Source organism: Paenibacillus sp. JL3B1040 (assembly GCF_057063165.1).
Window position 1 is genome coordinate 3,554,290 of record NZ_CM169317.1, and the last position, 26,707, is coordinate 3,580,996.

Annotated in this window: 36 protein-coding genes and 1 tRNA gene; 14 read left to right on the top strand and 23 right to left on the bottom strand. The window is 53.2% G+C overall.

Annotated elements, in window-relative coordinates; genetic code table 11:
• Window positions 1-132 precede the first annotated feature (132 nt).
• From ACZF99_RS16090 to ACZF99_RS16110, 5 genes are all read right to left on the bottom strand, one after another.
• Window positions 133-561 (bottom strand): CoA-binding protein, encoded by a 429-nt coding sequence (locus ACZF99_RS16090; RefSeq protein ID WP_483606093.1) that lies wholly within the window; start codon window positions 559-561, stop codon window positions 133-135.
• 59 nt (window positions 562-620) lie between these two features.
• Window positions 621-1,913: a 3-phosphoshikimate 1-carboxyvinyltransferase gene (gene aroA / locus ACZF99_RS16095; protein WP_483606094.1), complete on the bottom strand. Its 1,293-nt coding sequence runs from the start codon at window positions 1,911-1,913 to the stop codon at window positions 621-623.
• 30 nt (window positions 1,914-1,943) lie between these two features.
• The gene (locus ACZF99_RS16100; protein ID WP_483606095.1) at window positions 1,944-2,459 is read right to left on the bottom strand and encodes a shikimate kinase; all 516 of its coding nucleotides are present in this window, start codon (window positions 2,457-2,459) and stop codon (window positions 1,944-1,946) included.
• A 157-nt stretch (window positions 2,460-2,616) separates the two neighbouring features.
• The gene (gndA, locus tag ACZF99_RS16105; RefSeq protein WP_483606096.1) at window positions 2,617-4,026 is read right to left on the bottom strand and encodes an NADP-dependent phosphogluconate dehydrogenase; all 1,410 of its coding nucleotides are present in this window, start codon (window positions 4,024-4,026) and stop codon (window positions 2,617-2,619) included.
• A 200-nt stretch (window positions 4,027-4,226) separates the two neighbouring features.
• A complete protein-coding gene (locus ACZF99_RS16110; RefSeq protein WP_483606097.1) occupies window positions 4,227-4,823 on the bottom strand; it encodes a hypothetical protein in 597 nt (198 codons plus the stop codon).
• Window positions 4,824-4,998: 175 nt separating this feature from the next.
• On the opposite strand from ACZF99_RS16110, the gene ACZF99_RS16115 reads away from it, so the two are divergent.
• Window positions 4,999-5,622: a YktB family protein gene (locus ACZF99_RS16115; protein ID WP_483606098.1), complete on the top strand. Its 624-nt coding sequence runs from the start codon at window positions 4,999-5,001 to the stop codon at window positions 5,620-5,622.
• A 50-nt stretch (window positions 5,623-5,672) separates the two neighbouring features.
• On the opposite strand, the gene ACZF99_RS16120 is transcribed toward ACZF99_RS16115, so the two are convergent.
• Complete coding sequence (locus ACZF99_RS16120; protein WP_483606099.1) at window positions 5,673-6,941, bottom strand: MFS transporter; 1,269 nt, start codon at window positions 6,939-6,941, stop codon at window positions 5,673-5,675.
• A 187-nt stretch (window positions 6,942-7,128) separates the two neighbouring features.
• On the opposite strand from ACZF99_RS16120, the gene ACZF99_RS16125 reads away from it, so the two are divergent.
• Entirely contained in the window at window positions 7,129-8,604 is a 1,476-nt protein-coding gene (locus ACZF99_RS16125; protein WP_483606100.1) for an aminotransferase class I/II-fold pyridoxal phosphate-dependent enzyme, read from the top strand.
• A gap of 70 nt (window positions 8,605-8,674) precedes the next feature.
• On the opposite strand, the gene ACZF99_RS16130 is transcribed toward ACZF99_RS16125, so the two are convergent.
• Entirely contained in the window at window positions 8,675-8,992 is a 318-nt protein-coding gene (locus tag ACZF99_RS16130) for a DUF1292 domain-containing protein (protein WP_483606101.1), read from the bottom strand.
• A gap of 135 nt (window positions 8,993-9,127) precedes the next feature.
• Entirely contained in the window at window positions 9,128-9,682 is a 555-nt protein-coding gene (locus ACZF99_RS16135; protein ID WP_483606102.1) for a copper amine oxidase, read from the bottom strand.
• Between the two features lie 179 nt (window positions 9,683-9,861).
• Between ACZF99_RS16135 and ACZF99_RS16140 the strand changes: the two genes are divergently transcribed.
• Window positions 9,862-10,599, top strand: coding sequence for an MBL fold metallo-hydrolase (locus ACZF99_RS16140; protein WP_483606103.1), 738 nt, complete (start codon window positions 9,862-9,864; stop codon window positions 10,597-10,599).
• 63 nt (window positions 10,600-10,662) lie between these two features.
• Here the strand turns inward: ACZF99_RS16140 and ACZF99_RS16145 are convergent, their stop codons facing one another.
• Window positions 10,663-10,902: a DUF3892 domain-containing protein gene (locus tag ACZF99_RS16145; RefSeq protein ID WP_483606104.1), complete on the bottom strand. Its 240-nt coding sequence runs from the start codon at window positions 10,900-10,902 to the stop codon at window positions 10,663-10,665.
• A 67-nt stretch (window positions 10,903-10,969) separates the two neighbouring features.
• Window positions 10,970-11,422 carry a GNAT family N-acetyltransferase gene (locus tag ACZF99_RS16150; RefSeq protein WP_483606105.1) on the bottom strand — a complete coding sequence of 151 codons (453 nt, stop codon included), beginning with the start codon at window positions 11,420-11,422 and terminating at the stop codon, window positions 10,970-10,972.
• Between the two features lie 88 nt (window positions 11,423-11,510).
• Here ACZF99_RS16150 and ACZF99_RS16155 point away from each other — a divergent pair, with 88 nt between their 5' ends.
• The gene (locus ACZF99_RS16155; RefSeq protein ID WP_483606106.1) at window positions 11,511-11,654 is read left to right on the top strand and encodes a hypothetical protein; all 144 of its coding nucleotides are present in this window, start codon (window positions 11,511-11,513) and stop codon (window positions 11,652-11,654) included.
• 5 nt (window positions 11,655-11,659) lie between these two features.
• On the opposite strand, the gene ACZF99_RS16160 is transcribed toward ACZF99_RS16155, so the two are convergent.
• Complete coding sequence (locus tag ACZF99_RS16160; protein WP_483606107.1) at window positions 11,660-11,827, bottom strand: hypothetical protein; 168 nt, start codon at window positions 11,825-11,827, stop codon at window positions 11,660-11,662.
• A 328-nt stretch (window positions 11,828-12,155) separates the two neighbouring features.
• Here ACZF99_RS16160 and ACZF99_RS16165 point away from each other — a divergent pair.
• Window positions 12,156-12,228, top strand: a tRNA-Val gene (locus ACZF99_RS16165).
• A 112-nt stretch (window positions 12,229-12,340) separates the two neighbouring features.
• Here ACZF99_RS16165 and ACZF99_RS16170 read toward each other — a convergent pair.
• Genes ACZF99_RS16170 through ACZF99_RS16180 form a run of 3 tightly spaced genes read right to left on the bottom strand, consistent with a single transcriptional unit; the run spans window position 12,341 to window position 13,153 of the window.
• On the bottom strand, window positions 12,341-12,952 hold the full coding sequence (locus ACZF99_RS16170) for a hypothetical protein (protein WP_483606108.1): 612 nt from the start codon (window positions 12,950-12,952) through the stop codon (window positions 12,341-12,343).
• A complete protein-coding gene (locus ACZF99_RS16175; protein ID WP_483612781.1) occupies window positions 12,840-13,070 on the bottom strand; it encodes a hypothetical protein in 231 nt (76 codons plus the stop codon). The genes ACZF99_RS16170 and ACZF99_RS16175 overlap by 113 nt, the downstream gene beginning before the upstream one ends.
• On the bottom strand, window positions 13,031-13,153 hold the full coding sequence (locus ACZF99_RS16180; RefSeq protein WP_483606109.1) for a hypothetical protein: 123 nt from the start codon (window positions 13,151-13,153) through the stop codon (window positions 13,031-13,033). The genes ACZF99_RS16175 and ACZF99_RS16180 overlap by 40 nt, the downstream gene beginning before the upstream one ends.
• Before the next feature lie 115 nt (window positions 13,154-13,268).
• Between ACZF99_RS16180 and ACZF99_RS16185 the strand changes: the two genes are divergently transcribed.
• Window positions 13,269-13,544 (top strand): hypothetical protein, encoded by a 276-nt coding sequence (locus ACZF99_RS16185; protein ID WP_483606110.1) that lies wholly within the window; start codon window positions 13,269-13,271, stop codon window positions 13,542-13,544.
• Window positions 13,545-13,742: 198 nt separating this feature from the next.
• Here ACZF99_RS16185 and ACZF99_RS16190 read toward each other — a convergent pair whose 3' ends face one another.
• A complete protein-coding gene (locus ACZF99_RS16190) occupies window positions 13,743-13,979 on the bottom strand; it encodes a DUF3977 family protein (RefSeq protein WP_483606111.1) in 237 nt (78 codons plus the stop codon).
• 457 nt (window positions 13,980-14,436) lie between these two features.
• Here ACZF99_RS16190 and ACZF99_RS16195 point away from each other — a divergent pair, with 457 nt between their 5' ends.
• Window positions 14,437-15,006, top strand: a complete 570-nt coding sequence (locus tag ACZF99_RS16195; protein WP_483606112.1) for a hypothetical protein — start codon at window positions 14,437-14,439, stop codon at window positions 15,004-15,006.
• 92 nt (window positions 15,007-15,098) lie between these two features.
• On the opposite strand, the gene ACZF99_RS16200 is transcribed toward ACZF99_RS16195, so the two are convergent.
• Window positions 15,099-15,575 carry a hypothetical protein gene (locus ACZF99_RS16200; protein ID WP_483606113.1) on the bottom strand — a complete coding sequence of 159 codons (477 nt, stop codon included), beginning with the start codon at window positions 15,573-15,575 and terminating at the stop codon, window positions 15,099-15,101.
• Between the two features lie 547 nt (window positions 15,576-16,122).
• Between ACZF99_RS16200 and tnpA the strand changes: the two genes are divergently transcribed.
• Window positions 16,123-16,596 (top strand): IS200/IS605 family transposase, encoded by a 474-nt coding sequence (gene tnpA / locus ACZF99_RS16205; protein ID WP_240268557.1) that lies wholly within the window; start codon window positions 16,123-16,125, stop codon window positions 16,594-16,596.
• Window positions 16,597-16,767: 171 nt separating this feature from the next.
• Here the strand turns inward: tnpA and ACZF99_RS16210 are convergent, their stop codons facing one another.
• The 6 genes from ACZF99_RS16210 to ACZF99_RS16235 are packed head-to-tail and all read right to left on the bottom strand — an operon-like array spanning window position 16,768 to window position 21,939.
• Entirely contained in the window at window positions 16,768-17,646 is an 879-nt protein-coding gene (locus ACZF99_RS16210) for a metallophosphoesterase family protein (protein WP_483612783.1), read from the bottom strand.
• A gap of 7 nt (window positions 17,647-17,653) precedes the next feature.
• The gene (locus tag ACZF99_RS16215) at window positions 17,654-17,977 is read right to left on the bottom strand and encodes a DMT family transporter (RefSeq protein WP_240271689.1); all 324 of its coding nucleotides are present in this window, start codon (window positions 17,975-17,977) and stop codon (window positions 17,654-17,656) included.
• A gap of 22 nt (window positions 17,978-17,999) precedes the next feature.
• Window positions 18,000-18,815: an HAD family hydrolase gene (locus tag ACZF99_RS16220; protein WP_483606114.1), complete on the bottom strand. Its 816-nt coding sequence runs from the start codon at window positions 18,813-18,815 to the stop codon at window positions 18,000-18,002.
• On the bottom strand, window positions 18,790-20,154 hold the full coding sequence (locus ACZF99_RS16225; RefSeq protein WP_483606115.1) for an ABC transporter substrate-binding protein: 1,365 nt from the start codon (window positions 20,152-20,154) through the stop codon (window positions 18,790-18,792). The genes ACZF99_RS16220 and ACZF99_RS16225 overlap by 26 nt, the downstream gene beginning before the upstream one ends.
• Window positions 20,155-20,191: 37 nt before the next feature.
• A complete protein-coding gene (locus ACZF99_RS16230) occupies window positions 20,192-21,031 on the bottom strand; it encodes a carbohydrate ABC transporter permease (RefSeq protein WP_483606116.1) in 840 nt (279 codons plus the stop codon).
• Window positions 21,032-21,054: 23 nt separating this feature from the next.
• Window positions 21,055-21,939 (bottom strand): carbohydrate ABC transporter permease, encoded by an 885-nt coding sequence (locus ACZF99_RS16235; protein WP_483606117.1) that lies wholly within the window; start codon window positions 21,937-21,939, stop codon window positions 21,055-21,057.
• Window positions 21,940-22,138: 199 nt separating this feature from the next.
• Between ACZF99_RS16235 and ACZF99_RS16240 the strand changes: the two genes are divergently transcribed.
• From ACZF99_RS16240 to ACZF99_RS16265, 6 genes are all read left to right on the top strand, one after another.
• The gene (locus ACZF99_RS16240) at window positions 22,139-22,678 is read left to right on the top strand and encodes a GbsR/MarR family transcriptional regulator (RefSeq protein WP_483612785.1); all 540 of its coding nucleotides are present in this window, start codon (window positions 22,139-22,141) and stop codon (window positions 22,676-22,678) included.
• Window positions 22,679-22,792: 114 nt separating this feature from the next.
• A complete protein-coding gene (locus ACZF99_RS16245; protein ID WP_483606118.1) occupies window positions 22,793-23,557 on the top strand; it encodes a polysaccharide deacetylase family protein in 765 nt (254 codons plus the stop codon).
• 27 nt (window positions 23,558-23,584) lie between these two features.
• On the top strand, window positions 23,585-23,767 hold the full coding sequence (locus tag ACZF99_RS16250) for a hypothetical protein (RefSeq protein WP_483606119.1): 183 nt from the start codon (window positions 23,585-23,587) through the stop codon (window positions 23,765-23,767).
• Window positions 23,768-23,952: 185 nt separating this feature from the next.
• Entirely contained in the window at window positions 23,953-24,492 is a 540-nt protein-coding gene (locus ACZF99_RS16255) for a DoxX family protein (RefSeq protein WP_483606120.1), read from the top strand.
• Between the two features lie 214 nt (window positions 24,493-24,706).
• A complete protein-coding gene (gene trhO / locus ACZF99_RS16260; protein WP_483606121.1) occupies window positions 24,707-25,600 on the top strand; it encodes an oxygen-dependent tRNA uridine(34) hydroxylase TrhO in 894 nt (297 codons plus the stop codon).
• A gap of 38 nt (window positions 25,601-25,638) precedes the next feature.
• Window positions 25,639-26,274, top strand: a complete 636-nt coding sequence (locus ACZF99_RS16265; RefSeq protein WP_483606122.1) for a helix-turn-helix transcriptional regulator — start codon at window positions 25,639-25,641, stop codon at window positions 26,272-26,274.
• A 35-nt stretch (window positions 26,275-26,309) separates the two neighbouring features.
• Here ACZF99_RS16265 and ACZF99_RS16270 read toward each other — a convergent pair whose 3' ends face one another.
• Window positions 26,310-26,561, bottom strand: a complete 252-nt coding sequence (locus tag ACZF99_RS16270; protein ID WP_483606123.1) for a YuzB family protein — start codon at window positions 26,559-26,561, stop codon at window positions 26,310-26,312.
• Window positions 26,562-26,707: the final 146 nt, after the last annotated feature.

Below are 26,707 nucleotides of genomic sequence, written 5' to 3' on the forward strand. Positions count from 1 at the left end.
TCAGCACCTCTATAGGATGCCCTCTATCTACTTCATTATGGTAATCCTAGCCCTTCAAATTTGTCAAAGGAAAAACGAGAAGCCAAAAAAGGGCCCTCCAAAAGCGGACGGGTCCTATTGGCCACGCAACGTTTAACTGCGTTTTCCGATCAGAATGCTATCTTCCACCTTGATGCAGCGGTCCATAATGACGGTCAGCCCGCCTTTCGAGGCGATTTCGTACGCTTCTTCGCTTACAATGCCCAGTTGCAGCCAGAGCACGCGGGCGCCGACTTTTACGGCTTCCTCCGCCACCGGCGGCGTCTGCTCGCTGCGGCGGAACACGTTGACGATATCCACCGGCTCCGGGATGTCCGACAAGCTCGGGTACACCTTTTCGCCCAGGATTTCGCCGCTGACGGTCGGATTGACCGGGATGATGCGGTAGCCGTTCTGTTGCAGCGCTTGGGCTACCATGTACGAAGTCCGGTCGGTTTTGTCCGACAACCCGACGACCGCAATGTTGCCGGCGTTCAGCAGGATCTCCTTGATTTCCTCGCGGCTTGGATTTTCGAATGCCATTTGAAATGCCTCCTTTGCCGGCGCCGGTCGCAGCCAGCGCCTTGCGTCTTAGTTCAAGTTTATTCTACCCGTTCCACGGATGCGCCAAGCGAGAGGATATGGTCAAAAAATTGCGGATACGACTTCGCCACATGATGCGCATCCTTAATGGCCAGCGGCTGCCGGCAGCGCAGGCCGACGACGGTCAGCGCCATAATGACGCGATGGTCGTAATGCGCGTTGATCGTCACGCCGCCTTCCAAGCCGGACGGACGTCCGTGCACGATAATTTCCGCTTGGCGTTCCTCCACATTGGCTCCGGCTTTTCGAAGCTCGGTCAAAAAGTCGGTGATCCGGTCGCATTCCTTATAACGCAAATTTTCCACGTTATAGAAGCGGGACGTTCCGTCCGCGAACACCGCGGCCGCCACCATCGCCAGCACGGCGTCGGTTGCCGCATCGCCGTCGAATTCCACCGGCCGTAGGCGGCCGTTCCCTTGCACGTGTACCGTCCCGTCCCGATGGGTCAGCGGCACGTCCATCATTTGCAGAACGTCCACGACGGCGCGTTCGCCTTGCTTGCTGCGCTCCGCCAGCCGGTGAACCTTCACGTCCGACTTCGTCACCGCCGCTGCGGCCAAAATCGCCGCCGAGCCGGGGTAGTCGCCCTGCACAGTGTACGTTTTCGCTTGGTAGCTTTGCCCTCCGGGCACGCGGAAATGCATATAATCGTCGCTGGCATGAATTACAATTCCCGCCTGCTCCAGCACCTCCAGCGTTTGCCCGACGACCACCTTCGATTTCAGGTCGTTCAAAACTTCGATTTCGCTGTCCTCGGCCAGCAGCGGCGTCAGAAACAGCAAGGCGCTCAAATACTGCGAGCTGACCGCACCGGACACGCGGATCTTCCCGCCCTTCGGCGCCCCGCCGCGAATCGTGATCGGCAGTCTGCCTTCGTTATGGCTGACCTCCACGCCCAGTTGCCCCAGCGCATCGATGAGATCGTCATGCGGACGTTTCCCCAGCGAATCCGGGTACGTATTCACGAACGTCACTTCCGGGCACAACGCCGCGATTGCCATCAGGAAGCGCAGGACCGCACCGGCGTTGCCGACGTTCAGCTCCTTGACGTCCTTCGGCCGGCTTCCAAAGCCGGTGATGACGATCTTCTCCTCATCCTCTTCCAGCACCGCGCCCAAATCGGCGATGCAGCGGCGCATGGCGTCGCTGTCCTCGCTGCGAGCCGGGTAATACACGGTGCTTGTCCCTTCCGCGAGAGCGGCAACCAGCAAATACCGGGTCGTATAGTTCTTGGAGGATAATGCTCCGATTTCGCCCTTGAGCTCCGGCGTAGGCCTTACGATAACGTCCATATTGTTCACATTCCCCTTTAATGTTATTGATCAAGAACCGCGGTAATGCGTTAAAATCTCGGTTGCCACCTGTTCCGCGCTTTTCCCCGAGGTATCCACGGTCAGATGGGCAAAAGCATAAGCATCCTTCCGTTCCTCCAGCAGCGCCGTCACCCGCTCCTTCGCGCCTCCTGCCAGCAGCGGCCGTCCCGGATCGTCCCCGACGCGTGCGAGGATTTCCTCCGCAGTCGCTTGGAGCGCGACAACCAGGCCGCCGTCCCGCATGGCCCGGCGATTCTCCTCACGCAGCACGGCGCCGCCGCCGGTCGCCAGCACGATCCCGCGCTCCTGCAGCGTTCTCCGCAGCGCAGCGGATTCAAGATCGCGGAAGTAAGCTTCCCCTTCGGCCGCGAACAGGTCCGGAATCGTCCGTCCGGCTTCCGCAGCAATCCGCTGGTCGAGATCGACAAGCGTGAGGCCGGTTTCCGCCGCCAGCAGCGAGCCGACGGTCGACTTCCCCGTACCCATCATGCCGATCAGCACGATATTGTATGGCGGTTGATTCATGTGTTTGTTCACCTACTTGGTCTGTTCAGCTCATTGAGGCACTCGCTCAGAGTAAACTTTTTCATATCATAACACAGGCCGATCAATTTTCAACACGAAAAAGAAGCCGGCAGAGACGTTTTCGTCCCTCCGGCTTCCAGATGATCCGTGCTTCGGCTTAGAACCATTGATGGTGGAAGACGCCTTCCTTGTCAACGCGTTTGAACGTGTGGGCCCCGAAATAATCGCGCTGCGCTTGCAGCAGGTTGGCCGGCAAGCGTTCCGTGCGGTAGCTGTCATAGTAGGACAGGGCGCTGGCAAAGCCCGGCACCGGAATCCCGTTCGCCACGGCGGCGGATACAACGTTGCGCCATGCGTCTTGGTAGCTTTCCACGACATTTTTAAAGTAAGGGTCAAGCAGCAGGTTCTTCAGCGCCGGATCGCGATCGTAAGCTTCCTTGATGTTGTGCAGGAACTGGGAACGAATGATGCAGCCGCCGCGGAAAATCATCGCGATGTTGCCGTATTTCAAATCCCAGCCGTATTCGTCTGAAGCGGCGCGCATTTGCGCAAATCCTTGGGCGTACGAGACGATCTTCGAGGCAAACAACGCCTTGCGCACGTTCTCGATAAATTCTTTCTTGTCGCCGCTGAACGCTTGCTTCGCCGGTCCGTTCAGGATTTTGCTGGCGGCTACACGCTCTTCCTTCATCGCCGAGAGGAACCGGGAGAAGACCGATTCGGTGATCATGGACAGCGGCACGCCCAGATCGAGGGCGCTTTGGCTTGTCCATTTTCCGGTACCCTTTTGGCCGGCCGCGTCCAAGATAACGTCAACCATCGGTTTGCCGGTTTCTTCATCATACTGCGAGAAGATATCGGCGGTAATTTCGATCAGGTAGCTGTCAAGCTCGCCTTTGTTCCATTCGCTGAAAATCTCGTGCAGCTCCTTCGCATCGACGCCCAGCACATCTTTCAGCAGATGGTAAGCTTCGCCGATCAGTTGCATGTCGCCGTATTCGATGCCATTATGCACCATTTTGACGTAATGCCCGGCTCCGTCCGGACCAATATATGTACAACAAGGATCGCCGTTCACTTTCGCGGAAATCGCCGTCAAAATCGGTTCGACCAGCTTATAAGCGGATTCCTGGCCGCCCGGCATGATGGCAGGCCCTTTCAAGGCGCCTTCTTCGCCGCCGGACACCCCGGTGCCGATAAAGCGGAACCCTTTGGCTTCCAGCTCTTTACTGCGGCGCTGCGTATCCGGGAAGTGCGCGTTGCCCCCGTCGATGATGATATCGCCTTGATCCAGATAAGGCAGCAGTTGTTCGATCGTGCTGTCCGTCGCCGGACCGGCTTGTACCATGATTAAAATTTTGCGCGGCGTTTCCAGCGAGTTCACGAACTCTTCCACAGAAAACGTGCCGACCAGTTTTTTGCCCTTCCCTTCGTTTTCGAGCAGGTCATGCGTTTTTTCCGGGGAGCGGTTGAATACCGACACGGTAAAGCCCCGGCTTTCAATATTAAGGGCCAAATTCTTGCCCATAACGGCCAAGCCGATAACGCCGATTTGTTGTTTTGACATGGTCTCCATCCTTTGCACACTATATTTTTTTCAATAGTATCATTTTAACTCTTTTGTGTACAGAAGTGAACCCTGCGCCATTCGCCCAAAAAACAACCCCCAACGCCGTGGGAGCCAAGGACTTGCCTTTCGATTTTCGATTTGTGCGTGGCCGGCAATCAGGCGGGTATCCACTCCCCTAGGATGAGCCGTTTCAACGGTTACCATTCAAGCCGGAGCAGTTCGAGCCGAAGCTTGCGCAACCTCTCTTTGCAGGCCTCGGAGGTTTCGTCGTCCTCTTGTTGGATCGCTTCGAACAAGCGTTCCAATTCGGCGTCGAGTTCCTCCTGCAGTTGCGCCAACTGCTGCTCCGCGGATTCGGATGCGAACAATTCGGCTATCTGCGCCGTGTCGACGACCGGCCCTTTTTGATAGATCACGCGATGCTCCACCCCCGAAATTTCGACCAGACGGATGACTTCCCCAAACAAAATGTTTTCGACCAGGATCTGACGATCCTTGAACCGTTTAACCACCGCATGACCGCGCAGATCCCCGATCAGCTTCTCCAGCCATTCGGCCAGCTTGACATCCCGTATCACGTAGTCTCCAACCAGCTTGTATCCTTTGGGAAGACGCTGAAACCGCAGCTTGGTCAGCTTTCGTCCGGTGCGGACCGAGATGATAAAGAGTGTTTCGTTTTCGCTCCAATATAAAGAATACCCGTCTTGGATCAAGTCGCGGATCAATTGTTGAATGTGCCGGCGGTCGAATCGGAGTTCCAGGTTGCAGTATTCCACTTCGTAACTTTTGTTCACGGCACTCCCTCCTCACGGTTTACCTTATCTTATACTTCATCTTATGTAATGGAACTTGGTTTATTGATTATTTTTACCCCGGTAGCGCCGGGGATGACGCGCAAAATTATGATATACTGGTACCGTTGCCAAACGATCGGCATCAGATCTATGCCAGAGTTGGAGGGAATCACCGATGTCCTTTGAAGGATTTACGACACAAGATTTCGACGCCCTGACCGTCCCCGGCCTTGAGCCCCGGATGGAAGCGATCATAAGCCGTATCAGACCCAAGTTGGAGACGCTCGGCACCGAGCTGGCTCCTTACATGTCCGCTTTATGTGGGGAAGAAATGTTCCCGCATGTCGCCAAGCATGCCCGCCGGACGGTGAACCCGCCGAACGACACCTGGGTTGCCTGGGCGGCCAACAAACGCGGCTATAAAGCGCTGCCGCATTTTCAAGTGGGGATGTTCTCCACGCACCTGTTCATCATTTTCGCCGTCATTTACGAAAGCCCGAATAAATCGGTGTTTGCGAACTATTTGGACAAGCACGCGGCACAGATCAAGAAGACGATTCCGGACGGGTTCTACTGGTCCCTGGATCATATGAGCCCGGGCGGCACGCTGCATCGGGAGGCCGACGCCAAACAGCTGAAAGCCTGGGTCGAGCAACTGAAGACGGTGAAAAAGTCCGAGGCGTTGTGCGGGCTGCGACTGGAGCGGAACGCCCCCCTCGTATCCGACGGGAGCAAGTTGATCCACACGGTCCAAGAGACGTTCCAAACGCTGCTGCCGCTGTATAAAAACGCGTTTTGAGCTTGGCCTATCGCTAGCCTCCGCCGCACCTCAAGCCTCCTCGCCTTACGTTACGGCCTCGGGGAGGCTTTCTGCGTGCGGACGAGGCCGATATGCAGGAAGAAAAGCAGCGCCATCGTCACCGAGCTGGCCAGAAACGGCGCGGTCGGACCGATCAGATCCCACATCTTGCCGGAGATGATCGGCCCCGCAACCATGCCCGAGCCCTGGATCGTCAGGAAGAAGCCCCAGATCGCGCCCTTTTCCCCGCTCGGAAGCATGTGCGAGATCATCGTGTCCCATGTCGGGAGAATGAACGCATAGCTGCAACCGATCAGGATGACGAACAGCCAGACCAGCGACACCTCCCGCGTCAGGGCAAACAAGCCAATCGAGGCCGCCGCCAAGGCGAAACCGATATGCAGAAACCAACGCGTTCCCAGCCGGTCGACCAGCTTGCCGATCGGAATCAGCCCCAGCACGGTAATTCCGCCTCCGGCCACGAGCATGGCGCTGAACGTCTCCGGAGACAACCCCAGCTCCGTTCGGACGTACAGCGTGAGGACCGGCGTGAGCAGCCCGACGGCGAACGATTGAAGGAACAGCGCCGGATATAATAACGGGCTGACGTTCAAATGCGCGCGGATATGGCGGATTGTGGCACGCAGCTGGCTCCACATCCCTCCGCTCTTGCCGGAGGAGGATGAATCCCCGGGGACGGCGGGTTTCACCGTGCCCGCGACGGTCGAACCGCCTTCTTTTCCCGGCAATACCAACGACACCAGCACGACCAGCGCAATACAGCCGAGTAGGAACCAGAAGACCGGCCGGTACGAATCATGCAGGAAAAAGTTGATGATGACGGGCCCCAGTCCGGTTCCGCCAAGGCTGGAAATCTGAATGACCCCCATCGCCGTCGCAAAGTTGTTGTTCTCCTCCGTGACCGCGGTGATCCCCATCAAAACGCAAGGCCAAAGCGGCGCGGTACCGATGCCCAGCAGCGCGCAGCCAAGCACGAGAAACCCCATGGCCGGCAGGAAAGCGATCATCGCCACGGCGCCCAGTGTGATGCACAGCCCCAGGCTCATCGTCCAGCGGAAGCCGATCCGTTCAATCAGCCAGCCCGCCGGGCTGCGAAATAAATTATCCCCGATATACTGCATCGAAAAAGACAAACCGATCGCAAACGCGCTAAGCTTTAGCACATCCCCCATATAGACCGGCAGGATGGATACGATCAACGCCCCCTTGACGAACTCCACCAAAAACATGATGAGCCATAGGCTGGCGAACGTGGGATTCAGCCATTTTTTTCGCGCGATTCCGCTTGTCAGTTCCACGAAAAACCCCCCTCTCCTGGTTTCCGATCACGGCTTCCCTTTTCAGTCTGTCCGATTTCGTCGGTAAATTAACCCAAACTACGTCAATTTTGCGTAAAACTGTCGTCATTCGCTTGCATTCCGAGCGCATTTTGCTATACTCAAGCTTGTTTGAAAATTACGCAGACGAAAGGCAGGGATGGCCCGTATGGATCATCAAAGCACGCCGCTCTTCACCGCTCTCAAAAAGCACGCGGCCGGCAATCCCGTTCAGTTTCACATTCCCGGGCACAAAAAAGGGCTCGGCACCGATAAAGAATTCCGCGAGTTCATCGGCGATAACGCCTTGTCCATCGACTTGATCAACATCGCTCCCCTGGACGACCTGCACCAACCTACCGGCGTCATCGAGGAGGCGCAGAAGCTGGCCGCCGACGCTTTCGGCGCCGACTATACCTACTTCTCGGTGCAAGGAACCAGCGGAGCCATCATGACCATGATACTATCCGTTTGTTCTCCGGGTGATAAAATTATCGTCCCGAGAAATATTCATAAATCCGTGATGTCGGCGATTATTTTCGCCGGGGCGAAGCCGGTTTTCGTCTCACCGGCGCAAGATGCCAATTTGGGGATCGATCACGGGATTACGACTTCCTCGGTCCGCCGCGCGCTGCAGCGCCATCCCGACGCCAAGGCGATCGTGGTGATCAACCCGACGTATTTCGGCGTTTGCGCCAATCTCAAAGAAATCGTCGATCTGGCCCACAGCTTTCACGTGCCGGTATTGGTCGACGAAGCGCATGGGGTGCATATTCACTTTCATGAGAAGCTGCCGATGTCGGCCATGCAGGCGGGCGCCGATATGGCCGCCACCAGCGTGCACAAGCTCGGCGGCTCGATGACGCAAAGCTCGATTCTTAACCTGAATACGAAGAACGGTTACGTCAACCCGCAGCGCGTGCAGACGATCATCAGCATGCTGACGACCACGTCCACTTCCTATCTGCTGCTGGCTTCCCTCGATACGGCACGCCGCAATCTCGCGCTGCACGGGCGGGAACTGGCCGAACGGGCGATGGAGCTGGCGCATTATGCACGTTCGGAAATTAACCGGATCGAAGGCTTGTACTGCTTCGGGCGGGAGATTCTGGGCGGGGAAGCGACGTATGACCATGATCCGACCAAGCTGACGATCCACGTTCGTCATTTGGGGATTACCGGTTATGAAACGGAAAACTGGCTGCGCGAGCACTACAACATCGAAGTGGAGCTTAGCGACATGTATAACATCCTGTGCTTGATTACGCCGGGGGATACGCAGGAAACCGCCGATATTTTGCTGACGGCCTTACGCGAATTGTCGAAGACCTATTATAAAGAAAACAACGCCAACGAGCTGATCGTCAAAATCCCGGAAATCCCGCATCTTTCCCTGATTCCGCGGGACGCTTTCTATGCGGATACCGAAGTCATTCCGTTTAAGGAATCGGCCGGACGGATTATCGCCGAGTTTATCTACGTCTATCCGCCGGGCATTCCGATTCTGCTCCCGGGCGAGGTGATTTCCCAGGACAATATTGACTACATCGTCGACCATGTCGAGGTCGGCTTGCCGGTGAAAGGGCCGGAGGACCGGTATATCGATAAGGTCAAGGTGATTGTTGAAGCCGATCCGATTTTCTGAGTCAAAGGTAATCAAAAAGCTCCCCGATTCGGGGAGCTTTTATCTTATATACCAGGAGATCAACCGTAAATCAGGCTTCATCCATTTGGGCGACAAGCTCGTTGTAAGCTTCCTCCACCTGTTTCCATTCCTGTTCGTCTTCGATATTGTAGAGCACCATCTCTTCGTTCTCTTCTTCCATGCGGAGAATGATGCCGTCCGCTTCCAGATTGTTGCGCTCGAGCAGCAGCGCGTACACTTTCTCGCCAACGTCGAAGGTTTCGACAAGAACCATTTCTACATCGTTCCCCTCTTCGTCAGTCAGCGTCAACACAAACTCTTCATGCTCATGGTCATGATCGTGGCCGCAGCCGCATGCTTCGCCGTGTTCGTGATTGTGGTCGCTCATGAAATTACCTCGCTTTAAGTATGTTTTAATGGAGTGAAGCCGTCATTCCCGCTTCATCCCCCCGTATCGTAACATTTTTGGTAGGGACAGGTCAATTTTCACGAGCGCTGCCGGAGTTGGGGGACCATCTTTCGTTTATTTCAAGACGTTGATGCCTTTTTCCGAGACCAACACGAAGTCCGCCCCGTTCGACGGTTTCATGTAAAATCCTACGATATAGCGGCCCGACGATTTGAAATCATACGTGAAATCCTTGGTCCGGAACCAGAAGTTATCCCGCTGCTCCTTGATTTCATCGGTTTGGATTTCTTTGGACGTCCCGTCCGGGGCCGTGATGGAAACCCGCACCGCGGCGATATCCGTGCGCAAATTATCGATTTGTGAGAATACGTTGAACTTCAGCTTCCCCGTCTTCTTCACGTCGCCGAAAACCGCATCGTCCGTAAATAAAAACATGTGAACGTTCGGTTTATAATAATTCACTGTTTTGGTGTTATCATTGTAGTCGACTAGGCCTTCAAGATTACGTACGGGCACATAGGTTTTCCCGTCCACGATATATCCGCCGTCCTCCAGTTCGCGGCCGTTCAGCATCAGCTTTACCTTTTGGCTCGCGGCGTCGGCAAACAGCAGGGAACCTCCCATTAGAGAGAATGCGACCACCAGTACTGCAACTCTTCTCCATCTCATGAATTTGACCCTCCATTTGATTCCTGTTGATGTTAAGTTATACTCCCCGATTCCGGTCAAGTTGCGGTGATTATGGGAAATGGCGGCACTTTTTTTGGAGAGACCTGCCAGTCTTTTGTTTCTGCTGGAAATTGTGTACAGTAGAGGGGTGATCTATACTTCCATAAGGGGGATTCCTGATGCCATTACGCTTGCAAATGCTGGGTACGGGCGGGGCGTTTGCCAAAAAATATTACAACACCAACGCGCTCCTTTACGCCGGAGACTTCACCCTGTTGATCGACTGCGGGATCACCGCCCCCATGGCGCTGCACGCGATCGGCAAACCGGTGGACGACATCGATGCCGTACTGATCACCCACATTCATGGGGATCATGTCGGGGGCCTGGAGGAGCTGGCCTTTCGCCGAAAGTTCGGGTCCGGCCGGAAGCCGATCCTGTACATCGCCGAAAATCTGGTGGAGCCGCTGTGGGAAAACACGCTGAAAGGCGGGTTAAGCCAGGACGGCGTGATCCACTCGCTGAGCGATGTATTCGACGTGCGTCTTTTAACGGAAGGCCTGCTGGCGCAGCTAGCGCCCGAATTGAAGGTGGAATTGATCCGGACGCCGCATATCCCGGGAAAACCAAGCTATTCGCTTTATTTGAATGAGGAGATTTTCTACAGCGCGGATAAGACCTTTCAACCGGAGCTGCTGGAGAAGCTTGTCCGCGAGCGGGGCTGCCGCCGCATCCTGCACGAGGTCCAGTTGACCGGGCCGGGCGAAGTCCACACGACGCTGCAGGAATTGCTAACCCTGCCGTCCGAGATTCAGAGCCAAATCCTACTGATGCATTATGGAGATGAAATGGAGTCCTTCCGAGGTGCTACCGGGGAAATGGAGTTTCTGCGTCAGCACGAGGTATATACGCTGTAATCAAATAACCCTGCGGGCGTGTATGCCTGCAGGGTTTCGCTCGTTTATGGGATAGGATCGGCGTTATTCGAAACCGGGCAAGTTGTCGAGGTTATTGGACGGATCGCCGTCGGCATCGCCACGGATATACATTTCTCCGTCCCGTCCCTTAAACACGTTGACGCCGGCGATCGCACCGGCTTGGACTTCCTGCAGGGCTTGCTGGTAGTCCAACACGCGTCCGCTGGACGTTTTAAACGCCTCCAAATCCCCGTCGCCGTTCTTTCGCACGGCAATAAACGTTTCTCTGGTATTCAAGGCCATCGGCTAGTTCATCTCCTCTTCAATAAGGTTAGATCTAGCTTGCCCCAAAACCTCAAAAACGATGTTCTTACGATTTCAACGGCTTGACCATCCGGACGTGCGGAATCCCGGCGTCGTCGAACGGTTCGGATGAAATCGTCTCATAGCCGAGTTTGGCGTAGAACCCTTCTGCCTGACACTGCGCATCCAGCACCGACTTGGCAAGCCCCAGCTCTCGCGCCAGCTCCTCCAGGGCGAGCAGCAGGATTTTGCCCATGCCTTTCGAGCGGAATTCTTGACGCACCGCGATCCGCTGCATTTTGGCCGCGTTGTCTTTATAGAAAATCAGCCTGCCCGTAGCAGCATAGGCCCCCTCCAATTCAATCAGCACATGATGGACGTCCGGCCCAATTTGATCGTATTCGTCAATCTCCAAATCGATGGGAACCTTCTGTTCCTCCACGAACACCTCTTTCCGGATGTCCAGGCATTTCTGCAATTGTTCCTCATTCTCGACATGAATGATTGTTGCAGCCGACACTTCGTTCCCCTCCCCGCATTGCTTGTCTGTTGGTTTGTTTAAACTGCATCATTATACAAAAAAATCAATTTCATGTATAGTTATTCTGATGATATTGGTTGAAAGGAGCTGGCAACGGGCGATGGTTATGGGCATCACGATTGCCGCTGCAGTGCTGATCGCGGCTTTGCTGATCTTCTCCATGTTTTACGTGACGAAAAAAGGCTACTCTCGTAAATGGGACGAAGAATAAAACGATTATTCCGTAGAATAGACGTCCTCCACGATTGTTGGCGAATACACGCCGTCCGATACGGATGGCCCAAACGGCCAGGGCAAGGCGCGAGCCTGCCGGTTCATTGTCCCCTGGTCCGGAGCCAGACGGCAGGCGGTGGTTAAGGCCAGCAGGAGAACGGCTCCCGCCACAGCCGCCCAAAGGGGCCGGGGCCGCTTCGTCCCGTTCTTTGACGACAGGGTCTGATGGTGGTTCCGGGGGGGATGTAGAGTTCGAGATCGATGCATCTATACCTCTTCCTTTCCTTATGCGGTGCGTTTTTCTAACTGATGTAAGCATGCGTTTCGCAGTGCTTTTCCTGTCCGTGATCGCGCTCCTCCTCCATTGTTGGCAGCGCCCCGGAACCTTATACTTCAGGAATGACTTTAGGAATGGGTGCCTTCAGGAATGTGCCTTCAGGAATGTGTTGACAAGAACCCCGCCGCCTGTTAAGATAAATTTTGTCTTCCCTATAATTTCGATCTGCTAGCTCAGCTGGGAGAGCACCATCTTGACAGGGTGGGGGTCAGTGGTTCGAGCCCACTGCAGATCATAGCAAAGAACCCTTGTATATCAAGGGTTTTTGGCGTTTTATGGACGATTATTTGCACTCAAATAAGCCTCCAAAACATACATCTGGTGCCGAATTGGTGCCCTTTATTCAACTAAAGCGTATTTTTCTTCATTCTGGTGCCATCTGGTTCCACGAAAAACATTTCTCCGAATACATCTGCTGTCTCCTGCTGCATGTGCGGCGTAATATGTGAATACCGGTCGAGCATCTTGATACTGGACCATCCCATTCTCTCCGCGATCCGCTTGCTGTTTTCCCGCATCTTCAGCGGCTCAAACTGCTCTCCATTTGCCCGGAGCTGCTCAATATCTGTATTCACCTTCTCAATGATTCTGTAGAACGATCGATTTAAGTTCCGCGGGAAAAGAGGCGTTCCAAGAGACGTACAGATCAGCAGACCGTTATCCTCGTATATATCGCGGTTCTTCATTTTCTCTTTCTTGACCCGGTGACTTAATTTCTCCAATTCCACGGCCGTAACCTTGTCAATCCCAATAGCCCGGATCCCGGATGCCGTCTTTGCCCCCGGCTCGATACTCTTTCCGTTATGGTTCAGAATCTGACGCACGGAGATCGTTCTATTCTTGAAATCAACGTCCTGGGTTCGCAACCCCCTGTCGCATGCCGGTCGTAATGGCCAGCAGAAAGGCACAGTATAGAATGTCACCCTGGGCAGCTTCCAGAAACATGTGGGCTTCATCATCTGTCCAGTACATCATTTCCTTTAGGAGTAGCCTTTGGCCGGTCAACTTTAACTGGTTCTGAAGCTCACGTTCAGCGTCTATTGCATCCTGCTTGATACGAAACCCACGCCGCTTAATCCGCTTCCTGTCCTTCCCATCGCCAACTTCAATGACGAAGTACCATGGGTTTTTTTGACGTTCTTGTCTTTGATTACAGTCATGCTAAGATCCTCCTATCTTTCCCTGCATGGACTATTTCTCTGTGGACTATTTCTCTGTGGAAATGATGGAATGTATTTGCTACAATAGCATCATAAGGCTTAAGGAGCGGTACTTATGGACAATGGTTTGAAAGAGATTTTACGATCTGTTATCAAAGAAGAGTTGGAGCCGATTAATGAGCGCCTAGATCGCTTTGATGAACGTTTTGAACGTTTTGAAACTGAACAGCAACTGATGAAACAAGACCAAGAACTAATCAAGCGTGCAGTACTGGAAACAAATGATCGGCTTATAAATGTTGAATCCATCTTGGAAAATCAACATAGAATTATTGAACTGCTCTCTACGCGATCCATCCAGCAAGAAGCTGAACTGAAGAGAATTAAATAAATCGATCCGGTGCCGGCGCATCGGATTTTCTTTTTATGATCTTCATTGCAGTCGGTTAAATGTTAAGAGTTTGATTGAGTTTTTTTACTCCTTATATCCGCAGTAGTGTAAGCGACTGATGATTTACAGATGCGTGCCTCTTCAACTTGGAAGGAATGATGACGCTCTACTATTTTAATTATGACCCACAACGTAAACTCAAAGGCTCACTATCCCAAAGATGACTTTAAAATCGTTTCGGTTCTTTTTTGTCACTTTGAAGCCTTGTTTCAAATCAATAATTAAGACAGTCTTTCTTATCCAAATACGTATGTATGCTGATTGGAACTTTATTGGTCGGACTATGCCTTTTTCTTCATATTCTGTGCCGTCACTTAATTCTGTTTCTGTCCTAATGAGCCACTTGTTTCCTATTCCAATTTCTATATATCTCAAAAAGAAACACCTCTTACTACGAGCATAATTCATTGCGTGCGGAGATTATCACTGCTATATGTCTGGTATGTCCGGCAATCTTGCATAACCACGAAGTAAAACAAGCATTTATGGTGTACAGAAGCAAAAAGTCTTTACGAATTCCTATACCTTCTGGAGTATTTAACTATAATTCTTACTGAGGATCAGGTCAATGAGCGGTGGATATACTGATGAACAAACATCAGAGTAACGTTCCCATGCATCCAACCTGAATCAATCAGGTTTGAGAAATTGAGATTGGTGGGGATCCACAAGGCCTGAGGTAATTATAATAAGGCTTGCTGCGAAGATAGACCACTGCGTAAGACCGGTGTGTACATGGCAGGCAAATAGTGAAGAACAATCCCAAAGCAAGCCGAGATGAGTTGACTTGGCAAGAATGATATTAAATTTTGAAAATGGGAGATGATTGATTTTGAACAGAACTATTTATGTTTGCTTCTTTGTTGCTCTTCTGCTGCTATGTAGTGGTTGTGGGACTGGGGAGCGAAATAGTCCCCCTCCGGTTGCTAAGGGTGTCGATCAAACTCCCCCACCTTCACCAGGCTTATCCATAAGAGATGGTGTAGCAGTGTGGGACCCAGGCTCACAGTGTTGTAAATCTTTTGAAGATACCTTGCAAGAAGTCCCTTTCGAGGTTCCCATTCCTAAAGTTCCTTTTCCGATTACTCATCAATCTGCCGATATCGTCCCAGCTAGCTTTGACTTGATTCAACTGACCTTTGCTAATGAAGAGAGAGGTGAGCAACTGATACTGGCTGTTTCGAATTCGAAGGATAAATCCAAGCCCGATGGAAAAAAAGGGCCAAAATTAAGCGATGGGACACAAACCTGGATCCAAAACACACTAAGCTTAAGCGGGCTCTATTGGAGAAAGCATGGATTAACCTATGCCTTAGCATCGAATAAGGTTGAGGATGGTGCTTTTGTTCCTTTGTACAGTATTTCTGAACTCGTTCAGATTGCTAACTCTATTGTAGATTAGCTATCTGTACGTAGAACGGGGAAAGTGGCTAGTAGGCTTTCTGCAGGGTGGGGCAGTGATTGGATATGATTTATCGTTGGCTAGGCTGACATTCAATATTGTTTTGCCGAGACTTCGAGACTCATTTCATGCCCATCCCTTGAAAAGATGTAGACTTCCCACTCTCCCCTAATTCCCTCATTATATAGTTCTTTGAAGGTTTGGGTCCGCTGGTTGCCTGGTGTTATTACAAGATCAGATACAAAAGCCAAATTGTTTCGCTTAATGTTCATGTAAATCGTTCCTGTACCATTATTTTTACAATAGACATCCAAGTGCTCACCTTGTTCAGGTGCAGTGACAAATTCACCGGTGTAAGCCGATTTCCCTTCATGCTGAACGGAGTTAATCAACTGAGTTTCGAAAGGTAAAGATTCAATTTTATCATCAACAACGTTACCCGGTTTTCCCTGAGTTGCGTAATTATGCGGACCGTCAGTACGGTTTTCTTGGGAGATTGCGAACGACGTTAACACGAATAATGCTGCTACGATTAGGCTAGAAGTTAATAGTTTGTACCGTGTTTTCAAGCTCATCTACTCCTAAGACAATGATTATTTAACTATAATTTACCATACTAATATAAAGTTTCCTACATCTTTGTATCTTCGATACCTCCCAACCTCTAACGGACTGTACCGACCTTATTTGCTCTTTTCCCGGAGATTTCCCGAGCTAACGGACTCAAGTGACCTTATTGGGCAAAAATAGTCACGGATTCACCACCAACAGACCAAATAAGGCCTTTGAGGTCCCTTAAAATGGGCAGGCTTGCGTCCCAACCGAAATAACGGCGCTGGTGTCCGTTTGCGCAGCCAAGCGACCAGCCACCATCTACCAGCAAAAAGGCGACGGCTCGTCGCCAGTTGCTAGTCTTCTAACATACACCATAGCACCGCCCAAAAAACACGCGCCCCAAAAGGCGCGCGTTCTCGTTTAGGCTTTAGCCAGTTGAGTACGCGAAGCGTGCGAAACAAAAAACCACCCGCTATGCGGGTGGAGGGAACGAGGGTTTGACCAACAAGACCATCCCGATAAAATTGAGATGTTCAGGCTCAATGAAAGGAATGGTCTTAGATGGCAAACAAGAACTACAGTCTTGCTCACACAAAGTGGATGTGCAAATACCATATTGTGTTCACCCCGAAGTATAGACGGAAAGAAATCTATAATCAAGTGAGGAAAGACTTGATCGAAATTTTCAAACGTCTATGTAAGTATAAAGGCGTGGAGATTCTAGAAGGTCATATGATGCCGGATCATGTACACATGTTGGTAGCCATTCCACCAAAGATATCCGTGTCATCTTTCATGGGATATCTGAAGGGAAAAAGTTCCCTCATGATCTTTGAGAAACATGCCCAATTAAAGTATAAATACGGGAACCGAAAATTTTGGGCGGAGGGATATTATGTGAGTACAGTGGGACTGAATGAAGCTACCGTAGCAAAGTATATTCGTGAACAAGAAGTACACGACCAGGCGATGGATAAGCTGAGTGTAAAAGAATATGAAGATCCGTTCAGCAGTAACGGTGGCAAGAAGAAGTAAACCAGTTTAACTGGTAAGTGAAGGTGACAAAATACACTGAGCCTGAACAATTTTATTGTCAGGCTAGCGTCTTTAGGCGCAGTTTGGCAACAGGGGGTTATACCCCAAGAGCAAACCACCCGTTGGACGGGTGGTTATGATTAAAGTATGTTAGTGTTCCCCATTCACCTGCTAACCCCGCGGATACTCCACCCGAAACTGCGCGGCCTCCACCCATTCGCCGCGGGCGAAGTCCCGGCCGCGCACGAGGACGTGGTCGCGGTAGACCTCTACGTAGAAGCCTTGGCTGCCGTCCTTGTGTTCGTCGTCGTCGGTCCATAGATAGGCGACCGAAGCAGCATTGAACATCGCCGGCCCTTCGCCTCGCACGCCATAAGAAGTGTGAGGCGCATCCAGCTCCCAATGGGTATGCCCCGTAAACAGAATCGCCTGCGGGTGGCGGGTCAGCACGGCGTGCAGTTCCGCATCCTGCACGACGCCATACCAGCGTTGTGCTTCGTAGGATCCGGCGACCGTGTTGAGCAGCGGCTGATGCAGGAAGACGAACACCGGTCGGTCGGCGGCAGCATTTTCTCCTAACTTGTCATCGAGCCATGCCAGTTGCTTCTCCGACAGTGAGCTGAACAACTCCAGCCCCTCTTCGGTTCCAAGAAAAATAAAATGATATCCGTCAATCCAATGATCATGATAGATGCCCTCCGCCCCGGTACCGCGCAAAAATTGCCCCAAACGCGACTCCCAGTTCCCCAACGCGACATCGTGATTCCCCATCGTCACATACAGCGCAGGCAATGTCCCGCCAAACCGTTCCCAAATCCGCTTCCACGCTTCGTATTCCTCCGAGAACCCGTGATCGGTCACGTCCCCCGCATGCATGATTCCGACGCTTCCGGCTCCGATCGCCGCGATATCCCGCAAGGCCCGCTCCAGGTTGACGTTATACGTATGCGACTCGTCCGCCCGAACATGCGTGTCGGTGATCACCTGAAACGCAAGCAGAAGCTCCTCATCCCGCCGGGCTTCGCCTTCATGTATCTCCTGTCCATTCACCAATGCCTTAACCTCCCTTACCGCTTAAATTCAATCCGATGACGCCGAGGACGATCACCCCGATCCACAAGATCGAGGGCACCGATAATTTCTCCTGAAACAGGATACTTCCCGCCAAAGAAATCAGTACGATGCCCACCCCCGACCATACCGCATAAACAGTACTTACCTTCATATACCCCAGCGCAAAATTCAGAAACGTAAAGCTGGCCCCGTAAAAAACAAACATCAGCACCGAAGGAACCAGTCGGGTAAAGCTATCCGACAGCTTCATCGACACCGTGCCGGACAACTCCAGCACGATGGCCAGAGCCAGGAATAACCAACCCATTTCTTCTTCCACCTTTCCGGTATTACCGAACATGCCCGAGCCGCAGCTCGCGGTATCCCGCGATCACGGCATCCGCCGATGGGAAGCCTTCCCTCCCCCCGGCATGGCCCTCATCCAAAGCGATGGCTGCCGCCGCCCCTGCGGTGCGGGCCATCCGCATGTCGCCGTCCGTGTCGCCGATGACGGCCGCTTTCGCCGCCTCCACGCCAAGCTCTCGGCAGGCCAGCTCCGCCATTTCCGGATACGGCTTGCCCCGGCTCACCCGATCCGCCCCGACACATACGGAGAAGTACGGGCGAATGCCCAGCCATTCCAGGTGCTTCTCCGCCGCCGCCGTTTCATCGGACGTGACGATGCCGAGCCGGAGACCGGCCTGCCGGCATTGTTCGAGGAACGGCGTTACCTCCGGCAGCAACCGGGCTGTGCGCGAACGTTCCAGCGTTTCGTCCGCCGCCTCGCGGCACTGCGTCGCAAGCACCCGGGCTTCCGCCCAGGAGAGGCCCGCCTTGTAGCCCTCCAGCGCCAGCAGCGTCAGCAGATCATCCATCGTCCCCATCGACACCGGACTGTTCCGGTCATACCCGGAGACTTGCCCCTCGGTGTCATACCTTATCCCCCAAACATGCAGCAGATCGGAGGATAGCGGCGGCCGCCGCCGTTTCGTCAACTCGGAGGAAAAACGGGCGAGCAGCAGCTCGCCCCACCTTCCCCACGTGTAGATAAAGTCCATCAGCGTGCCGTCCTTATCGAACAAAATCGCTTCGATCTCGAACGCCATCCCCGCAACGGTTAAAGCGACCGCGCGGTGACGATTATTTCCGGATCCGATCAAGCTCACGCTGCGCCGTCTCCTTTGCTTCCTTCAGCGCTTCGGCTGCCGGGGTATTGCTGATTTGCACCTTGTCGGCCGCGATCTTCAGCGCATCGCTGATTTTGCCGCCCGTCGGGTCCTGGAACGGCTTCGAGGCATGCGTTGCCTGCTTCAGAGGCACGGTCGCCTGCGGGTTCTGCTTGCTGTAAGCGACGAACTCAGGGTCTTCCAGCGCCGATTGGCGTACGGCGATATAACCGGTGTTCATCGACCAGAAGGCGGTATTCTCCGGACTCATGAAGAAGCTGTACCATTTCATCGCGGCCTGTTGCTGTTCGGGACTTGCTGCAGACGGAATACCCGCCATAATCGCCTCGGCAACCGGTCTACCCTCACCGACGCCTTCCCAGCCCGGTTGCTCCATCGCCGCGACAATACTGAAATCGAGGTCCCCCTGATCGCCGCTGGATCCGGTATAACCCGCCGCTTGACCTTTCATCACATCGTCGATCGTCTTGTACCAATATTCCCAGCCTTGACCGCCGGAATGGATGCGCATGATTTTGTCCTCATGGATCCATTTGCGGAACAGCTCCCACGTTTCCGCCCATTCCGGGGAATCGATCAGCACCGTGTTGCCGTCATCGCTCAAAATTTGGCCGCCTTTACTATACACCGCGTCAATCATGTTGCCCGAGCCCCACATCGGCTCCCAGCCGTAGAACACGGTTTTGCCGCCTTCCTTCACGGTCATTTTGGCCGCCGCCTCGGCGAGCGCCTCCCAGGTCGTCAGATCTTCGGCATTGATGCCGTTCTTCTCGAAGGCATCCTTCCGGTAATACATGACCTGCGTCGTACCGTACATCGGCAGGAAAAACTGCTGGCCGTCGACCTTCCCTTGTTCCAGGAACGTCTGCACCACATCCTCCGAATGAAAATCCGGCAAAGCGGCGATCAGCTCATCCAAGGGAGCGTAATAACCTTTGCGGGCCCAGTCTACGTTGGACGACAGCACCGCGGCCGGTACGGAGCCCGAGGCGATGGCTGCTTGCAGCTTTTGTTCCGTTTCGCTGTAGTCGGCTTGCACGACCGGCTTGACGATCACTTCCTGCTGGGAGCTGTTGAACTTATCGATCAAACTCTGCATGTTTTCGCCCAGCTTGCCGCCCAGTCCGTACCAAAACTCGATGGTGACCGGTTCTGACGTTTGAGTCGTATGATCGGCATTCGCCGTATTCCCGGACGGCGCGGCCTGGGCGGGATCGGCCGTATTACTTGCCGCGCCGGAGCCCCCTCCGCAAGCACTAATGAGCAGGAACGTACACGTCATGAACAGTCCGAACCATGATTTTTTCCAATTCGACATTTCCTAACCTCCAATAAATGGTTTCAATTTCATGGGTTTACCCTTTATTAGCACCTGCGGACAAATTGACGCTTTTCATGATTGTTTTCTGGGTCAGCACGAACAACACGAGCAATGGCGCAATCGTGAAGGCGCTGGCGGCCATAATCAATGGCCATTTCAGCCCGTAAGCACCTCCTTCCACGAAAAAGCTGCGCAGACCGGCCGAAACGAGCTGCAAGTGCTGGCTTTTGGTGATCAGCATCGGCCAGAAATAGTTGTTGTACTGCTCGATAAACGTAATGAGTCCGAGCACCGCAAACGAAGAGCGCGCAAGCGGCAGCAGGATCGTCCAAAGGATGCGAAGATGCGACGCCCCGTCGATTTGCCCGGCTTCCACCAGCTCATGCGAGATTTGCAGAAAAGCTTGCCGGATCAAGAAAATCGAAAATACGCTGACGCAGTTGGAAAGGATCAATCCGGCATAGGAGTCCAGCAACCCGAGCCGGCCGAGCACAATATAACCCGGAAGGTACACCGCGGTGCTCGGCACCATGTACCCCACCAGGACCAACGCGGTGAATGCCCCTTTCAGGCGGAATTTCATATGGGTCAAGGCATAAGCCATCATCCCCGAATTCACCACCTGGATGACGACGATGACCGCAGCCACGAAGATGCTGTTGAACATGTACCGTTCAAACGGAGCGGCGGCCCAGGCTTCGGCGAATTGTCCCCATTTGGGGCTATGCGGCCAGATCGTCGGTGGAAACTGCCAGATCTCGTCATTGCTCTTCAGCGCGCTGGTCGCCATCCAGTAGAACGGAAACGCCATCAGCAGCGCTACCGCCGCCAATAGGACATGGCGGATGGCGGAGCCCCATTTATTACCTGACATCAATTAGAATGGTCCCCTTTCTCCTATGAAGAGTAATGCACGGTCCGCCGGCCTACCCCGAACGAAAGCAGCGATAATCCTACGCACCCGATAATCAGCGTAATCGCCACCGAAGAAGCCTGACCGATTTGAAACGCGTCAAAAGCCGACTGATAATAGAGATAAAGCAACGTGCGCGTTGAACCGGCAGGTCCGCCTTGCGTCAGCACATTGATCTGATCGTACGCCTGCAGAGCTTGAATGAGCTGAACCACCACCAGGAAGAAGGTCGTCGGCGAAATCAGCGGCAAAGTGACGTTCCAGAACTTGCGCCAGCGGTTGGCACCGTCGAGCTCGGCCGCTTGCAACAGTTCTGCGGGTAAATTGCGCAATGCAACGAGATAGAAAATCATCCCCCAGCCGGCGGATTTCCAAACGGTCACGAGCAGGACACCGACGAGCGCCCAATTCGGATCCTCCAGCCAGCGAACGCCTTCCAGACCCAACATCCTCAGCAGGGTGTTCGCCAGGCCGACCTCGGGTTCAAAAATCCACGACCAAACGATCGAGACCGCCACCGTCGGCGTCACCCAAGGGGAGAATATCAGCATTCGGTAGACGGAGCCGCCCTTCATGTTCCGGTTCAGCAGCAGCGCCAGCCCCAAGCCGAACACGACGACGGGAACTACGCTGCCGAGGCAAAACAACGCGGTGACCCGGAGCGCTTGGTAGAAGGCGGGGTCCGTGAACAGATCGCGATAATTTTGCAGACCGACGAACAGCTTGTCCGGGCTCATGAAATCCCATTCCGTGAAGCTGAGGTAGATGATGTATCCCAGCGGATAAAACCAGAACATCGTCAGCGGGACCATCGCCGGAAGCGTAAACAGCAGGGCCCGGACGTCTTCCGCCCAAAACGAACGTTTCATGGATCCTCCTTTTTCTTCATTCAATATCCATTGAATATTTGTTATAATAGAGCTGAAAATTTGTATTTCATTACTTTGTTCAATATTTATTGTACGTTCATTTTCATTTCATTGGGTTATCTCTGCGTGAAACGGCGATTAATTTTGTGTAAAATTTTTCGAGGCAGGTGTTACGGTGAAGAAACCAACTTCGGGGAAAATGCCGGAGCCGCAAAATTTCCGGGAAGAACTGCGCGCCAAGGTCATCGATGCGATCGCGCAGACGATGGACCTGTACGGCGTGAACTACTCCTACGGCCAGCTGTATGGCATCATGTTTTTCGAGGATCGGCCCATGACGCTGGAAGAAATGCAGCAAAGCATGAATATGAGCAAGAGCAATATGAGCTATGCCGTCCGCTCACTGATCGAATCGAAGATGGTGGTCAAGTTGGACGAAAAGAACGCCCGCAAAGATCTCTACACGGCGGAAACCGATTTTTTCAAAGCGTTTCAGGCCTTTTTTGCCGCCAAGCTGCAACGCGAAATCGATGTCATGCAGGGAGCCCTGGGTGCCGTAATCCCTCCCCTCTCCGAAACGATTTTGGAGCTGGAGACCTCCGAAGAGGAGCGTAAACGGTGCTTGGAGGACTTGCATAAGCTGAAGCATGCCGTCAGTTATTACGAGTGGCTGCAGCGGTTCGTCGACCGTTTGCTAAGCGGTGAATTTTTTGAAAGGTCGGACAATTCCCCCGAATAAGGATAAAAGCGCCAGCGTGTAGCCAAACTAAACAAACAGCGCCGACCGCCGGAAGCGCTAGCTTCCCGGCCGGACAATTTCTTCAAGTTTAGTCGATGGAGGCACGTAAAACCGATGTTAAAAAACAAACTGGGGGCAGTACTCGCCATCACCCTCTCGGCATCGCTTCTATCCCCTGCGGCAGAGGCGACATCCCCGGCTCAGGGCAAGGAAAGACGTTACTACGAGGAACGCGGGGACATTGTATGGGAAGTGCCGATGCCGGAGAAATACATTGCCTTGACCTTTGACGACGGGCCGGATGAGCGGCAAACCCCGAAAATTCTTGAACTTCTGGAACAGTACCAGGCAAAGGCGACCTTCTTCGTCGTCGGCGACCGCGTCAAACGTTTTCCCGAAATCGTTCGAATGGAACAAACGCACGGGCATGAAATCGGCAACCACTCCTATCACCATCCTTCCTTTCACAGGCTGCCGTTAAAGACCTTAACGGAAGAGATGGCCATGACGCAGGAAGCCGTATTCGAGACTACCGGGCATAAACCGGTCCTGTTCCGTCCCCCGGGCGGTTATTATAATGAAACCATCGTCGAGTTAACCAAACATAACGACCTGAAGATGATCCTCTGGTCCTGGCATCAGGATACGAAGGATTGGGCATCGCCCGGCGTGTACAAAATCGTCCGCAAGGTGCTGAATAACGCCCGCAACGGCGATATCATCCTGATGCATGATTACGTGCATAACAGTACGCAGACGATCGAAGCGTTAAAGGTGATTTTACCGGAGCTCCAAAGCCGAGGTTATCGGTTCGTAACCGTATCCGAGCTGCTGACGCATAAGGTTACGCCGGATCATCATATCAAAGTCAACCACTAGACTCTTAAGGATAAGGAGCAGGCACGAATGGACATGGATAAAGAGCAAGACATCCTGCCTCCCGGAAAAGGCCCCGGCGTCGATCCGATTCCCATCCCCAAACACCCCACATCGGCTACGGAAAAGCTCGAGGATTTCGTCGGCGAGATGATGGACGAATGGGCGGAGACCTTGACGGGCGAGGATAAGGGCAAGGATCCAACCAAATAAGTGCAAACGAACATGCAGCAAGGTGGTTCCACATCCGCCTTGCTGTTATATTTCAAAATTTATTATTTTAAATTTTTATATTTGTGATTTAAATCACATGTTAAGTGAAAAATATCACATATAATAAGGACATCAAAGATGATCATCCCAAAAAAAGACAAACGAAAATCAAAGGAGTGGGAATTATGTTTAACAATTTCCTTAGAACAAACAAAGCGGCGATGTGGCTCTTGACCATCATCCGCGTGTACCTCGGCTATCAATGGATCGAAGCCGGCTTCCATAAAATCACCGGCGGCTTCGACGCCGCGGGCTTCCTGACCGGAGCGATCGCGAACAGCACCGGCGACCATCCGGCCGTGCAAGGCTGGTGGGCGACCTTCCTGCAGCACGTCGCCCTGCCGAACGTTGACCTCTTTAACATCCTGGTGCCTTACGGCGAATTCCTGGTCGGCGTCGGGCTGATCCTCGGCACCTTCACCACCTTCGCCGCGCTGATGGGCCTCGTGATGAACGCCGCGTTTCTCTTCTCGGGTACGGTAAGCACCAACGCGCAAATGCTGATCCTTGAAGTGCTGGTGATCGTTGCCGCCGCCAACGCCGGCAAAATCGGCCTCGACTACTACGTGCTTCCTTACCTCCGCAAGCTGTTCCATAAGAAAGACGATGCCGGAACACCAACCCCGGCGCCTAAACAACCGCGAAGCGTTGAACGCACGGCGTAATGGCCAGGCGCATGGAAGAAGGCCTCCAATGGAAGGCCTTCTTTTTCTTTATCTGCTTCCCCGGCGAACGCCCCCCCTCTCACCAAACCTTTGCCCAAGGAAAGAATATCCGCTGGACCCGCATTAATATACTTACTATACTTATATATTGACTAAGTTGGGAGCCTTAGACTACAATGCAGTAGAATTCAACATAGAATAGGTGATTTAAATAATGGAACAACACGCCTACCGCGTATTATTATTTTATAAGTTTGTCCGAATCGAGAATCCCGCCGCCCTCACCGCCGAGCATCTGCAGTACTGCAAAGAACTCGGCATCAAGGGACGCATCCTGATCGCCGCCGAAGGCATCAACGGGACGTTATCCGGGACGTGGGAGCAAACCGAGAAGTATATGAACGACCTCAAAGCCAACCCGCTGTTCGCCGACATCGTGTTCAAGATCGACGAAGCCGAGGGCCATACGTTCAAGAAGATGTTCGTTCGCCATAAAAAAGAGCTGGTCACGTTCCGCTGCGAGAAGGAGCTGGACCCGAACACAATCAGCGGCAAACGCCTCTCCCCCGTCGAATTTTACGAGCAGTTGCAGCGGGACGATGTGATCGTCCTGGACGGACGCAACGATTACGAATACGATATCGGCCATTTTCGCGGCGCGATTCGGCCGGAGATCGATTCCTTCCGCGAGTTTCCGGAATGGATCCGGCAAAACCTGGGCGAGCACAAGGATAAGACCATCCTGACTTACTGTACCGGGGGCATCCGTTGCGAGAAGCTGACCGGCTTCCTGCTGAACGAAGGTTTCCGCGACGTCGCCCAGCTGGAGGGCGGAATCGTTACCTACGGCAAAGATCCGCAGGTGAACGGCCGCCTGTTTGACGGCAAGTGCTACGTCTTCGACGAACGAATCTCCGTGCCGATCAACCGGACGGAGGAGGATGTCGTGATCGCCAACTGCCATCACTGCGGCACGACGCACGACCGATATATCAATTGTCCCGTCTGCAACTTGCAGTACGTATGCTGCGAGGATTGCGAAGACGAGCATCACGGCTTCTGTTCGGAAGCGTGCCGGGAGTCGGCCCTCGCCGTCCCGCAAAGCTAAAGACCGCCGGAACTATCACCCGAGAGGGAGTGTCACGCATGAACGCAAACAAAGACCTTACGACTCGCGAGCGGATTCTTCATCTGATGAAAACCGCCGGCCCCCTTAGCGCCAAGGAGCTTACGACAGAACTGCAGATTACGGAAATGGCCGTGCGCCGGCATATCGGCACGATGGAACGCGACGGGCTGATCGAATCGAAGATGGTTCGGCAAACGCCGGGGCGGCCGACCGCGGTGTATGGATTAACGGAGCTCGCCGAGGGGCTTTTTCCGAAGAAATATCATTCGCTTACGCTGGACCTGCTGGACGAACTGGCCGAGGAAAGCGGCGAAGGGATGGTGGACCGCCTGTTCGACCGCCGCAAAGAGAAGCTGAGCCGTAAATATATGGCCGATATGCAAGGCAAATCGCTGACCGAAAAGGTGCGGACCCTGTCGGAAATTCAAAACGAGAACGGTTATATGACCGAACTCCAGCAGAACGACGGCGGCGAATACGTGCTCATGGAGCATAACTGTCCGATCTCGCAAATCGCCAACCGCTACAACCACGCCTGCGACTGCGAGCTGAATTTGTTCGAATCGCTGCTGGATGCCGACGTCGTACGCACGGAATGCTTGGCCCAGCAAGGCAAAAAATGCGTATATGTGATCCGCCAGCGGAAGCGATAAACCCAAAAAAGCAGCCCTTGGGCTGCTTTTTTGGGTTATATATCATAAACGCTTAATTCGTCCTCGATGGCTTGCTTGACGAGCCGGATACACTCCTCCGTCGTCTTGCCGGCGACCCGTTTGCCATTAACCAGCGCGTACGGTCTAAGCTTGCATAAGCCGCATAAACTAAGACAGTCTTGGCGCATTACGGCGATTTCGGGATATTCCTCTTCCAGCTTCTCCAGCTCAAGCGCGCTCATCAGGTTACTGTCGCATACCTCGACGATTACGATGCCCAACCCCATGACGTCTTTCACCCCAAACTTTAGGACTTACTCTGCTTGAACCCACATTATGAAGATCGCAAACGCATTTGTCAATATTTGCGAATCATTTAACATACTTAACATACATTTATGTTGACTAAGTCGAAGTGCAGCTTTATAATTAG